The following is a 12,755-nucleotide window of genomic DNA, read 5'->3' as shown; positions in this document are numbered from 1 at the left end:
GAGTCAGGAAACCAAGCCTAGAGGCATTTATGAGTAACAACCTCGACCAGCTCACCGATTGGTTGAAAGACCACAAGATCACAGAAGTCGAATGCATGATCGCCGACTTGACCGGGATCACCCGGGGCAAGATTTCGCCGACCAACAAGTTCATTGCCGAAAAAGGCATGCGCCTGCCCGAGAGCGTTCTGTTGCAGACCGTGACCGGCGATTATGTCGAAGACGACATCTATTACGAACTGCTCGACCCGGCCGACATCGACATGATCTGCCGTCCCGACCAGAACGCGGTATTCCTTGTGCCCTGGGCCATCGAGCCCACCGCTCAGGTGATCCACGACACCTACGACAAGCAAGGCAACCCAATCGAGCTGTCGCCGCGCAACGTGCTCAAAAAGGTGCTGAAACTCTATTCCGACAAAGGCTGGCAGCCGATCGTGGCGCCAGAAATGGAGTTCTACCTGACCAAGCGCTGCGAAGACCCGGACTTCCCGCTGCAACCGCCGATAGGCCGTTCCGGCCGCCCGGAAACCGGTCGCCAATCCTTCTCGATCGAAGCGGCAAACGAATTCGATCCGCTGTTCGAAGACGTCTACGACTGGTGCGAATTGCAGGAGCTGGACCTCGACACGCTGATCCACGAGGACGGCACGGCGCAGATGGAAATCAACTTCCGTCACGGCGATGCCCTGTCCCTGGCCGACCAGATCCTGGTGTTCAAGCGCACCATGCGCGAAGCCGCGCTCAAGCACAACGTGGCCGCCACCTTCATGGCCAAACCCATGACCGGCGAGCCGGGCAGTGCGATGCACTTGCACCAGAGCATCATCGACATCGAGACCGGCAAGAACGTCTTCTCCAACGAAGACGGGACCATGAGCCAGCTGTTCCTGCACCACATCGGTGGTTTGCAGAAACTGATCCCCGAGCTGTTGCCGCTGTTCGCCCCGAACGTCAACTCGTTCCGCCGCTTCCTGCCAGACACCTCGGCACCGGTGAACGTGGAGTGGGGCGAAGAGAACCGCACCGTGGGCCTGCGGGTTCCGGATGCCGGGCCGCAAAACCGTCGGGTGGAAAACCGCCTGCCGGGCGCCGACGCCAACCCGTACCTGGCGATTGCCGCGAGCCTGCTCTGCGGTTACATCGGCATGGTCGAAGGCTTGGACCCGAGTGCGCCGGTGGTGGGGCGTGGCTATGAACGCCGCAACCTGCGCCTGCCACTGACCATCGAAGACGCGCTGGAACGCATGGAACACAGCGCGACTATCGAGAAGTACCTGGGCAAGAAATTCATCACTGGCTACGTCGCGGTCAAGCGGGCCGAGCATGAAAACTTCAAGCGCGTGATCAGTTCGTGGGAGCGGGAATTCCTGCTCTTCGCCGTCTGATGCGCCGGGCGCGGCTGAGAGGGCGTGATTACCGTAAATGATGGCCGCGCCATCGTCCCGCAAAGCGCAAGACTAGGCGCGAGGAGTGAGATTTGGTTTCTTCAAATGAACGACGAGTAACGACGTATTGCGCTTTGCGGGACACGGCCCTTCGGGTTGTTTCTGTGATCGCGCCATGCGGCGTTGCGGGACTCGGCAAGGAAACAACCCTTACCTTCGTCCCGCGCCTTGCCTGGCGCGATCACAGAAACAACGCGGCCGTCATTTACGGTAATCACGCCCTCTTGGCGGCGCCCTTCACTGAAATCTTAGGAGAATTCGCATGACCAGCAACAACCCGCAAACCCGTGAATGGCAAACCCTGAGCAGCGATCACCACCTGGCCCCGTTCAGCGACTTCAAGCAGCTGAAAGAGAAAGGCCCGCGGATCATCACCAACGCCAAGGGCGTTTACCTCTGGGACAGCGAAGGCAACAAGATCCTCGACGGTATGGCAGGCCTGTGGTGCGTGGCGATCGGCTACGGTCGCGATGAATTGGCTGATGCCGCCAGTAAACAAATGCGCGAACTGCCTTACTACAATTTGTTCTTCCAGACGGCTCACCCGCCGGTGCTGGAACTGGCCAAGGCCATCTCCGACATCGCGCCACAAGGCATGAACCACGTGTTCTTCACCGGTTCCGGCTCTGAAGGCAACGACACCATGCTGCGTATGGTTCGTCACTACTGGGCGATCAAGGGCCAGCCGAAGAAGAAAGTCATCATCAGCCGCAAGAACGGTTATCACGGTTCCACCGTGGCCGGCGCGAGCCTGGGTGGCATGAAGTACATGCACGAACAAGGCGACTTGCCGATCCCGGGTATCGTCCACATCGCGCAACCGTACTGGTTCGCTGAAGGCGGCGAGATGGCACCGGAAGAGTTCGGTATCTGGGCGGCCAATCAGCTGGAAGAGAAGATTCTGGAAGTCGGCGTGGACAACGTCGGTGCCTTTATCGCCGAGCCGATCCAGGGTGCCGGCGGCGTGATCATTCCGCCAGACACCTACTGGCCGCGCATCAAGGAAATCCTCGCCAAGTACGACATTCTGTTCGTGGCTGACGAAGTGATCTGTGGTTTCGGCCGTACCGGTGAGTGGTTCGGTAGCGATTTCTACGACCTCAAACCCGACATGATGACCATCGCCAAAGGCCTGACGTCCGGCTACATCCCTATGGGTGGCCTGATCGTGCGTGACGAAGTGGTTGCGGTGCTCAACGAAGGTGGCGATTTCAACCACGGTTTCACCTATTCCGGGCACCCGGTGGCCGCTGCGGTGGCACTGGAGAACATCCGCATCCTGCGCGAAGAAAAAATTATCGAGCGCGTTCATGCAGAAACGGCACCCTATTTGCAAAAACGTCTACGGGAACTGAACGATCATCCGTTGGTGGGGGAAGTGCGTGGGGTGGGTCTGCTGGGGGCGATCGAGCTGGTGCAGGACAAGGCCACTCGCAAGCGTTACGAAGGCAAGGGCGCTGGCATGATTTGCCGCACGTTCTGCTTCGAGAACGGCCTGATCATGCGCGCCGTGGGCGACACCATGATCATCGCTCCGCCACTGGTGATTACACCGGCTGAAATCGATGAGTTGGTGACCAAGGCACGCAAGTGTCTGGACCTGACCCTGAGTGCATTGCAGGGCTAAGTGCTAGGCTCTGAGCGGGGTGTGAAGTTCGCATTTCGCTCAGCGCAAACAAAGGATGGGTCTTTCCTTGAAAGCCTGCCTTGGATCTTGCCAGACTACCGGTTGTTTTAGTTGCCCAGGAATAGGCCGCTGGCTCTTGGTTAACAAGAACGTGGTTAAGAAGAAAAATTGGAGCATTACCCATGAAGGCATTAGGTATGAAGATAGCTGGCAAGACCCTCCTCGCCATGTCCCTGATGGGCGTGATGGTGGGCGCAGCTCAGGCGGACGACAAGGTTCTTCACGTGTACAACTGGTCCGATTACATCGCACCGGATACCGTCAAGAAGTTCGAAGCCGAGTCGGGAATCAAGGTTGTTTACGACGTATTCGACAGTAACGAAACCCTGGAAGCCAAGTTGCTGGCAGGCAAGTCCGGCTACGACATCGTCGTACCGTCGAACAACTTCCTGGCCAAGCAAATCAAGGCTGGCGTTTACCAGAAGCTCGACAAGTCCAAGCTGCCTAACTGGAAGAACCTGAACCCTGACCTGCTTAAAGCAGTATCGGTGAGCGACCCGGGCAACGAACACGCGTTCCCGTACATGTGGGGGTCGATCGGCATCGGCTTCAACGCCGAGAAGGTCAAGGCTGCACTGGGTGCCGATGCACCGACCAATTCCTGGGACCTGCTCTTCAAACCTGAAAACGCTGCCAAGTTGAAGTCATGCGGTATCAGTTTCCTCGATTCGCCAACCGAGATGATTCCGGTGGCGTTGCACTACCTGGGCTATCCAACCGACAGCCAGGACAAAAAACAACTGGCCGAAGCCGAAGCACTGTTCCTGAAGATTCGTCCTTCGGTGGGCTACTTCCACTCGTCCAAGTACATCTCCGACCTGGCCAACGGCAACATCTGCGTGGCCGTCGGTTACTCGGGTGACATCTACCAGGCCAAGTCCCGCGCGGCTGAAGCCGGTGACAAGGTGAAAGTCAGCTACAACATTCCGAAAGAAGGTGCAGGCAGCTTCTACGACATGGTCGCCATCCCTAAAGATGCCGAAAACGTCGAAGGCGCCTACAAGTTCATGACCTTCCTGCAGAAGCCGGAAATCATGGCTGAAATCACCAACGCCGTACGCTTCCCGAACGGTAACGCGGCGGCCACCGCATTGGTCGATAAAGAAATCACCGCCGACCCAGGCATCTACCCGCCGGCAGACGTGCTGGCCAAACTGTACGCGATTGCCGACTTGCCGGCCGCGACCCAGCGGATCCTGACTCGCAGTTGGACCAAGATCAAATCCGGTAAGTAAGTAAAACCCTGTAGCAGCTGCCGCAGGCTGCGTCCAACTGCGAAGCAGTTGTGCTGTTGAAAACGCGGGAAGGTCCTTCGGACCTTAACGCAGCCTTCGGCAGCTGCTACAGGTATCTGCATAAAAGTTTTGCTGGAACGGTTTTTCGAGGGTAAGTTGCGCGCCGGTTTTGTTGCCAGGCAGCCATGGCTGTCATGTAACGCGGGGCCACTTGGCCCAACTAATTTTAGAGGACCTCCACGTGCCTATTTTTTCTTTGTTGCGCAATGCACTGCTGGTCGGCGCCGGACTGACGCTTGCCGTTAGTGTCCAGGCCGCTGGCACCGTGCATATTTATAACTGGTCGGACTACATCGGTTCGACGACCCTGGCAGACTTCCAGAAAGAGACCGGCATCAAGCCGGTGTATGACGTCTTTGATTCCAACGAAACCCTGGAAGGCAAGTTGCTGGCCGGGCGTACCGGTTATGACGTGGTCGTGCCTTCCAACCACTTCCTTGGCAAGCAGATCAAGGCGGGCGCTTTCCAGAAGCTCGACAAGTCGAAGCTGCCCAACTATTCCAACCTCGACCCGGTGCTGCTCAAGCGCCTGGAGCAAAACGATCCGGGTAACCAGTACGCCGTGCCGTATCTGTGGGGCACCAACGGCATCGGTTACAACGTCGACAAAGTGAAGGCTGTACTGGGTCTCGACAAGATCGATTCCTGGGATGTGGTGTTCGAGCCGGAAAACATCAAGAAACTGCACAGCTGTGGCGTGGCGTTCCTCGACTCCGCCGATGAAATGATGCCCACGGTCCTCAACTACATGGGCCTGAACGCCAACAGCACCAACCCCGAAGACTACAAAAAGGCTGAAGCCAAGTTGCTGGCGGTGCGGCCTTACGTGACCTATTTCCACTCGTCCAAATACATCGCGGACCTGGCCAACGGCGATATCTGCGTGGCGATCGGTTTTTCCGGCGACATGTTCCAGGCCAAGGCCCGCGCGGCTGAAGCCGGCAAAGGCATGAACATCGCCTACTCGATTCCGAAAGAGGGCGGCGCGCTCTGGTTTGACATGCTGGCGATCCCCAAGGATGCGGCCAACGTCAAGGAAGCCCATGCCTTCATCAACTATTTGCTGAAACCTGAGGTGATCGCCCAGGTCAGTGATTCCGTGGGTTACGCCAACCCTAACCCAGGGTCGGACACACTGATGGAACAGTCCATTCGCACCGACGAATCGGTTTATCCACCGCAAGCAGTCCTCGACAAGACTTACGTGTCTATCGAGTTACCACCAAACATTCAACGTTTGATGACCCGCAGCTGGACCAAGGTCAAGTCGGGTAAATAGCTAAAAAGGCTCAAATTATCCAAGGTTGGCTCACCTTGAGCGAACTGCACTCTTTTTTTCTGGGAGTTTCGTAAATGGCAGTTGCCTCCGGCGCCTATAAGAAAGCCCTCGAGGGCGACCAATCACCTAAACAGGTGTTGGTCAAAATCGACCGGGTCACGAAGAAGTTCGACGAGACGATTGCCGTGGACGATGTGTCCCTGGAAATCAAGAAAGGCGAGATTTTCGCCCTGCTCGGCGGTTCGGGATCGGGCAAATCCACGTTGCTGCGCATGCTCGCAGGCTTCGAACGGCCCACGGAGGGGCGCATTTTCCTCGATGGCGTAGACATCACCGACATGCCGCCGTACGAGCGGCCGATCAACATGATGTTCCAGTCCTACGCCTTGTTCCCGCACATGACCGTGGCGCAGAACATCGCGTTCGGCCTCAAGCAGGACAAGCTTCCCGCCGCTGAAGTCGATGCGCGCGTGGCCGACATGCTCAAGCTGGTACAGATGAGCCAGTACGCCAAGCGCAAGCCGCATCAGTTGTCCGGTGGCCAGCGTCAGCGTGTGGCCCTGGCGCGTTCTTTGGCCAAGCGACCGAAGCTGTTGCTGCTCGACGAACCGATGGGTGCTCTGGACAAGAAGCTGCGTTCGCAAATGCAGCTTGAGCTTGTCGAGATCATCGAGCGGGTCGGCGTAACCTGCGTCATGGTGACCCACGACCAGGAAGAAGCCATGACCATGGCCGAGCGCATCGCGATCATGCACTTGGGCTGGATCGCCCAGATCGGCAGCCCGATCGACATCTACGAAACCCCGACCAGCCGTCTGGTCTGCGAGTTCATCGGCAACGTCAACATCTTCGACGGTGAAGTGATCGACGACGCCGAAGGTCACGCGACCATTACCTGCAAGGACCTGGACCGCCAGATTTACGTGGGCCACGGCATCAGCACGTCGGTGCAGGACAAATCCGTGACCTACGCGATCCGTCCGGAAAAACTGCTGGTGACGCCGACCATGCCGACCTGCGAATACAACTGGTCTAGCGGCAAGGTGCACGACATCGCCTACCTCGGTGGCCACTCGGTGTTCTACGTCGAACTGCCGAGCGGCAAGATCGTCCAGTCTTTCGTCGCCAACGCCGAGCGCCGTGGCCAGCGCCCAACCTGGGGTGACCAGGTTTACGTGTATTGGGAAGACGACAGCGGCGTGGTACTTCGCTCATGAACATGCGCAAATTCAAACGCCGCCTCAATCGAATAATTCCCGGTGGCCGTCAGCTGGTCATCGGGGTTCCGTTCATTTGGCTGTTCATGTTCTTCATGTTGCCGTTCTTCATTGTTCTGAAGATCAGCTTCGCCGAAGCCGACGTGGCCATTCCGCCGTACACCGAGATCTATAGCTTCGTCGAGCAGAAGCTGCAGGTGCTGCTCAACCTCGGCAACTACGCGATGCTCGCCGGTGACGAGTTGTACATCGCCGCGTACCTCGGTTCGTTGAAGATGGCGCTGATCAGCACCATCCTCTGTTTGCTGATCGGTTACCCGATGGCCTACGCCATTGCCAGCGCCCGTAAAGAGATGCAGACGGTGCTGGTGCTGCTGATCATGATGCCGACCTGGACCGCGATCCTGATCCGCGTGTATGCGTGGATGGGCATCCTCAGCAACAACGGTTTGCTCAACGGTTTCCTGATGACCATGGGCTGGATCGACGAACCGCTGCAGATCCTCAACACCAACCTCGCCGTGTATATCGGCGTGGTGTATTCGTACCTGCCGTTCATGATCCTGCCGCTCTATGCCAACCTGGTGAAGCACGACAACAGTTTGCTGGAAGCCGCGTCCGATCTGGGTTCGAGCACCTTCAACAGCTTCTGGAAGATCACCATTCCGCTGTCCAAGAACGGCATCGTCGCCGGTTGCATGCTGGTGTTCATTCCGGTGGTGGGCGAGTTCGTGATCCCGGAACTGCTCGGCGGTCCGGAAACCCTCATGATCGGTAAAGTGCTCTGGCAAGAGTTCTTCAACAACCGTGACTGGCCGGTGGCCTCTGCCCTGGCAGTGGTGATGTTGTTGATCCTGATTGTGCCGATCATCCTGTTCAACCGTAGTCAGGCCAAAGAAATGGAGGGCAAGGAATGAAGCGCTTCCGTTTTTCGAGTTTCATGCTGGTAGCGGGTTTGCTGTTCATCTACGCGCCGATGCTGATCCTGGTGATCTACTCGTTCAACGCCTCGAAACTGGTGACGGTGTGGGGCGGTTGGTCGATCAAGTGGTACGTCGGGTTGATGGACAACACCCAGTTGATGGGGTCGGTGGTGCGCTCGCTGGAAATCGCTTGCTACACGGCGGTGGCGGCGGTGGCGCTGGGTACGTTGGCGGCATTCGTGCTGACCCGTATCACCCACTTCAAGGGTCGCACGCTGTTCGGTGGCCTGGTCACCGCGCCGCTGGTGATGCCTGAAGTAATCACCGGTCTGTCGCTGTTGCTGCTGTTCGTCGCCATGGCGCAGATGATTGGCTGGCCGCAGGAACGCGGCCTCGTCACCATCTGGATCGCCCACACGACCTTCTGTTCAGCCTATGTGGCGGTGGTGGTATCGGCGCGTTTGCGCGAGCTTGACCTGTCCATCGAAGAGGCGGCCATGGACCTCGGTGCGAAGCCGTGGAAGGTGTTCTTCCTGATCACCATTCCGATGATCGCGCCATCCCTGGGGGCCGGTGGCATGATGTCCTTCGCCCTGTCGCTGGATGACCTGGTGTTGGCGAGCTTCGTATCGGGTCCGGGTTCCACGACCCTGCCGATGGAAGTGTTCTCGGCGGTGCGTCTGGGCGTGAAACCCGAGATCAACGCCGTGGCCAGCCTGATTCTGCTGGCGGTATCGCTGATGACCTTCCTGGTCTGGTTCTTCAGCCGCCGTGCCGAAGAAGCGCGCAAGCGTGCAATCCAGCAGGCGATCGAAGAAAGCGCAGCCGACTCCTGGAAACAACCGGACGTACGTCGCGCTCAGCAGGCTCCGGAAGCTGCTTGATCCTCACCTGATCGTTCCCACGCGGAGTGGGAACGATCAGGTGTGTTCTTCAGGAAACCCAAGGTGACTTGCGGATGATCTCGACGAAGTTCATCGGTTTGAAGCCGCGCCCCCGAAACCGGACAATCGATCCATAGCTGCGATCCCGGCCAATGAGCATGCATATCGCGCCAACTCGCTTGTTGCGCGAGGATTGGCTAAGTTTGAATCCAGGTTGCACGCATGCCCTGTAGCAGCTGCCGAGCCCGCGAGGCTGCGTCCGGCTGCGCAGCAGTCGCAAACCCTGCGCACGCGATTCACCTGAAAGACCGCAGTGCCTGATTTCACGACTGCTGCGCAGCCGGACGCAGCCTCGGCGTGGGCGAGTCCATTCAATTACAGATCGTGTGATGGCCGACTTTCATTTCAATACCTGGAAGGCGAATCTTGCCATGAGTAAAACCGTTGCCATCGTGGTCTTCGCCGGCGTTCAGTCCCTGGACGTCACCGGTCCCATGGATGTGTTTTGCGAAGCCAATCGTTTCCTTGAGCCGGCAGATCACTATCGACTGGAGGTGATTGGCGTCGAGCGCAGGGTGATGGCGTGTTCCAACGGTTTGTCACTCAATGCCCATCGGCATTTCAGCGAAGCGCTGGAGGCTTACGACCTGCTGCTGGTGGCCGGTGGGCCGCGGTTGCCGTTCATGGATTTTGGTGCGGCCTTCGATGCCTGGCTGCGCGATGCCTGCACACGGGCGCAACGCTTTGGCTCGATCTGCAACGGCGCGTTCATGCTCGCCCGGGCCGGATTGCTGGACGGGCGAACGGTGACCACCCACTGGGGCGACGCCGCGGCGCTGGCGCAGTTGTGCCCGTCGACTCAGGTCGAGGCGGATCGTCTTTACGTGGAGGACGGCGAGCTCTACACCTCGGCGGGTGTCACGGCCGGGATTGATCTGTCGCTGTACTTGCTGGCCAGGGATCACGGGCCGGAAGTCGCATTGAGTGTGGCAAAACGATTGGTGGTGTTCACTCAGCGCTCGGGCGGGCAGTCACAGTTCAGCCCATTCCTCACGCCACATGCCGAACCCACTTCTGCCGTGGCGTTGGTGCAGCTCTACGTGTTGGCCAACCTGACGGGCGACCTGACAATTGCCGACCTGGCCAACGCCGCCACCATGAGCGCCCGCAACTTTTCCCGGGTGTTTGCCAAAGAGGCGAAAGTCACCCCGGCGGAATTCGTTGAACGGGCCAGAGTGGATGCGGCGCGGGTGCTGCTCGAAAGCACCCAGTCGCCGCTGAAGACCGTGGCTTATCAGTGCGGATTTCGCGATGCCCAGCACATGCGCAGTGTGTTCAACCGCAGGCTGGGGGTGACGCCGCAGCAGTTCAGGCTGAACTTTGCGGCGATGGTTTGAGCAGGCATTGTTGTTGCCTGTGATGGCCTCTTCGCGAGCAAGCCCGCACACATTGGAATGCATTCTCCTGTGGGAGCGGGCTTGCCTGCGAAGGCGTCAGCCCGGCCAACAAAAATCTACTGCGCAGCCCGTGCCGGCAACAGCTTCAACGTGCTCCGCGTATTGGCCGTAACCTCTTCTTCATTGAGATGCGCCTGGTAGTAGATCCCTTCGATATACGCCTCAGCCTGGTCGTCATAGTGGCTGTCGAACGGTACGCCACTCTGGCCAACCGGGTTGACGGTCAGGCTGTGGGTCGGGTCGGCGAAGTCGATCAGGCGGCGGGTCGACGGACCATAAGTCACTGGCCATGGCGCCGGACCGATTTTCGCCGAAAGGTTGTTCGGCACTTCGTGAGTGCCTGGCGCCGCGAACGGGCCGACATTGAAGAGACGATCCAGCGGCTTTTGCTGTCCCACCGGATGGCCATGTGTCAGCGTGTGCGCCTTGCCCCACTGCCATTGCGCGAAATCGCCGCCGAGGGTGGTTTTGAGATGAGCAATGCTCGCCTGCCACGCAACCTTGACCGTATCGGCGCGGGTTTCCTTGCCGAGGGTGTTGCGGTTGTCCCACCACGGCGAATCGGCAGTCGCGGCCAGGCGAGGCAGTGCGGAATCAATCACCCGGGTCGACAGCAAAGTCTCGAAGAAGTCATTGCCCAGTTCATCTCGCATCGTCGCGTCAGCCAGGTTGAACAGGAACTGGTTGAACAGCGTGGCGCTGGTGGAGTCGAGCGGGTAGTCGCCTTTCCATTGGGCCAGTTGCTCAACCAGTTTGAGTTCGGCGGGATCGCTCACCCCTTCACGCAGTACGGGCAACAACGGCGCCAGCAAACGCGGGCCGTAGGCGGTGGTGGTGCCCAGTTGCAGCTTCTGGCTGGCGTCCAGATCCCACTTGATGGTTTTGTCGCTGAGCTGACGATTGAGCTGCTGACCTCGATCGGCCAGGTTGTAGTAACCGGGTATCTCCATGCCGGTCGGCGACACCGGCTGGAAGTTGGCCGAGACGATGTAACCGCGTGCCGGGTTCTCTTCCTGTGGGTTGGCGCTGAACGGGTAAAAACCTTCCTTATCCGCGTCGGCGGTGCTGCCATCGAGGATGAACCCCGGATGCACACCCGCCGGACGTTTTGGCAGTTGCGCCGCTGCCCACCAGCCGATGTCGCCCTTGGCGTTGGCCCAGACGATGTTCAGGCCCGGCGCCTGAACCTTTGCGGAGGCACTGCGCGCCTTGGCCAGGGTGTCGGCGCGGTTGAGCTGATAGAAGCCCTCAAGGATCGGATTCTGGCTTTCGAGAAAACCCCACCACATGGCGATCGGCGTTTTGCCGACGCCGCTGCCCAACGCATCGTTGACGATCGGGCCGTGGGGCGACTGGCGCAGCACCAGTGTTACCGGTGCCTGGCCCTTGACCGCGATCTGCTGTTCGCTGGTCACCATGTCCACCCACTTGCCGCGATACCAGACCTGATTGGGGTTGTCCGGGTTGACCTTTTCGGCGATCAGATCGAGGTCGTCGTTCTGGAACATGGTGATGCTCCAGCCGAAGTCGCGGTTCATCCCGAGAGAGGCGAACGGCATCAATGCCTGATAGTGGCCGTAGAGCTCGAAACCCGGCGCCGAGAGGTGCGCTTCGTACCACACCGACGGCGCGGAAAAGCGTATATGCGGGTCGCCGGCCAACAGCGGTTTGCCGCTTTTGGTTCGGCCTCCAGAGACGACCCAGGCGTTGCTGCCCTCGAACTGCGGCAAACCGTTGTCGGCGAGTGCGTGTTCGCTAAGGCGGGCGAGGGTATTGAGGTCTTTCCAGTCGGTGCTGGCGAGGGGCAGCGTGCTGCCGTTGAGCACACCTTTGGGCTGCCAGTCGAGATCGAAGACGTTCAGGTAGTTGGCGCCCAACTGATCGCGCACGTAGGTCAGCAACGGTTCAGTGCGAAACGCCGCGGCAAAACTGTAGGCCATGTAGCCGGCGATGCTGATGGTGTCCTGAGCAGTGAACGGGCGTTTGGGGATGCCCAGAACATCAAACTCTGCGGGTTTTGGATGGCTGTCCTGATACTGGTTAATGCCGTCCAGATAGGCTTGCATGGCGATAAAGGTCGGCGACTGTTGGTCCAGATTCGCCAGGTAGGTGTCGGCGCGTTCACGAATGCGCAGACTGCGCATCAGCTTGTCAGTGTCGAGCAGTTTCGGGCCCAGGACCTCGGCCAGCTCGCCGCGGGCGAGGCGGCGCAGGACTTCCATCTGAAACAGCCGGTCCTGGGCGTGCACGTACCCGAGGGCGCGGTACAGGTCGGTTTCGTTCTCGGCGCGGATGTGCGGGATGCCGCGCTCGTCGTAGCGCACGGTGACCGAACCTTGCAGGTGTCGCAGCTCCACCATGCCCTGGCGTGTCGGCTGCTTGCTGTAGACGTACCCGCCGGCACCTGCGGCGAGTGCGACAATCAGCAGGGCGAGAACGGTCAGGCTACGTTTCATGGTGGTTCCTTGTTGTTATGAGTGGCAGCAGATCCCTGGCGGCACTGTTTTAACACGGCTTGGCGATAAGGCCATCGCACTTAGGAGGTATTCGCGTCTCCTGTCAGCC

General features: G+C 59.1%; 9 protein-coding genes. 8 read left to right on the top strand and 1 reads right to left on the bottom strand.

The features are described 5' to 3' along the window. The first annotated feature begins 29 nt into the window (after nt 1-29). The 8 genes from QFW87_RS28130 to QFW87_RS28095 all read left to right on the top strand — a co-directional run bounded on the left by QFW87_RS28130 (nt 30) and on the right by QFW87_RS28095 (nt 10,130). The gene (locus QFW87_RS28130) at nt 30-1,388 is read left to right on the top strand and encodes a glutamine synthetase family protein (protein WP_283189364.1); all 1,359 of its coding nucleotides are present in this window, start codon (nt 30-32) and stop codon (nt 1,386-1,388) included. Nucleotides 1,389-1,710: 322 nt separating this feature from the next. Then, nucleotides 1,711-3,075: an aspartate aminotransferase family protein gene (locus tag QFW87_RS28125; protein ID WP_283189363.1), complete on the top strand. Its 1,365-nt coding sequence runs from the start codon at nt 1,711-1,713 to the stop codon at nt 3,073-3,075. Nucleotides 3,076-3,272: 197 nt separating this feature from the next. After that, nucleotides 3,273-4,370 (top strand): polyamine ABC transporter substrate-binding protein, encoded by a 1,098-nt coding sequence (locus tag QFW87_RS28120; protein WP_283184648.1) that lies wholly within the window; start codon nt 3,273-3,275, stop codon nt 4,368-4,370. A gap of 241 nt (nt 4,371-4,611) precedes the next feature. Then, nucleotides 4,612-5,709, top strand: a complete 1,098-nt coding sequence (locus QFW87_RS28115; protein WP_283189362.1) for a polyamine ABC transporter substrate-binding protein — start codon at nt 4,612-4,614, stop codon at nt 5,707-5,709. A gap of 74 nt (nt 5,710-5,783) precedes the next feature. Beyond that, a complete protein-coding gene (potA, locus tag QFW87_RS28110) occupies nt 5,784-6,926 on the top strand; it encodes a polyamine ABC transporter ATP-binding protein (protein ID WP_157714327.1) in 1,143 nt (380 codons plus the stop codon). A gap of 35 nt (nt 6,927-6,961) precedes the next feature. Next, nucleotides 6,962-7,843 carry an ABC transporter permease subunit gene (locus QFW87_RS28105; protein ID WP_283184647.1) on the top strand — a complete coding sequence of 294 codons (882 nt, stop codon included), beginning with the start codon at nt 6,962-6,964 and terminating at the stop codon, nt 7,841-7,843. Then, nucleotides 7,840-8,733 (top strand): ABC transporter permease subunit, encoded by an 894-nt coding sequence (locus tag QFW87_RS28100; RefSeq protein WP_283182092.1) that lies wholly within the window; start codon nt 7,840-7,842, stop codon nt 8,731-8,733. The genes QFW87_RS28105 and QFW87_RS28100 overlap by 4 nt, the downstream gene beginning before the upstream one ends. A gap of 431 nt (nt 8,734-9,164) precedes the next feature. Further along, nucleotides 9,165-10,130, top strand: coding sequence for a GlxA family transcriptional regulator (locus QFW87_RS28095; RefSeq protein WP_283189361.1), 966 nt, complete (start codon nt 9,165-9,167; stop codon nt 10,128-10,130). Nucleotides 10,131-10,246: 116 nt separating this feature from the next. Here QFW87_RS28095 and QFW87_RS28090 read toward each other — a convergent pair whose 3' ends face one another. Further along, nucleotides 10,247-12,646, bottom strand: a complete 2,400-nt coding sequence (locus QFW87_RS28090; protein ID WP_283189360.1) for a penicillin acylase family protein — start codon at nt 12,644-12,646, stop codon at nt 10,247-10,249. Nucleotides 12,647-12,755: the final 109 nt, after the last annotated feature.

The sequence above is a fragment of the Pseudomonas sp. PMCC200344 genome, from assembly GCF_030053095.1.
Taxonomy (GTDB): Bacteria; Pseudomonadota; Gammaproteobacteria; order Pseudomonadales; family Pseudomonadaceae; genus Aquipseudomonas; species Aquipseudomonas svalbardensis.
The sequence above is the reverse complement of the archived record's forward strand: the minus strand, read 5'-3'. Positions and strand labels throughout refer to the sequence as shown.

Excerpts from the sequence above, each read along its gene's own strand:
- QFW87_RS28095 (WP_283189361.1), top strand. The coding sequence starts at position 9,165 with ATGAGTAAAACCGTTGCCATCGTGGTCTTCGCCGGCGTTCAGTCCCTG.
- QFW87_RS28120 (WP_283184648.1), top strand. The coding sequence starts at position 3,273 with ATGAAGATAGCTGGCAAGACCCTCCTCGCCATGTCCCTGATGGGCGTG.
- potA (WP_157714327.1), top strand. The coding sequence starts at position 5,784 with ATGGCAGTTGCCTCCGGCGCCTATAAGAAAGCCCTCGAGGGCGACCAA.
- QFW87_RS28130 (WP_283189364.1), top strand. The coding sequence starts at position 30 with ATGAGTAACAACCTCGACCAGCTCACCGATTGGTTGAAAGACCACAAG.
- QFW87_RS28100 (WP_283182092.1), top strand. The coding sequence starts at position 7,840 with ATGAAGCGCTTCCGTTTTTCGAGTTTCATGCTGGTAGCGGGTTTGCTG.
- QFW87_RS28125 (WP_283189363.1), top strand. The coding sequence starts at position 1,711 with ATGACCAGCAACAACCCGCAAACCCGTGAATGGCAAACCCTGAGCAGC.
- QFW87_RS28090 (WP_283189360.1), bottom strand. The coding sequence starts at position 12,646 with ATGAAACGTAGCCTGACCGTTCTCGCCCTGCTGATTGTCGCACTCGCC.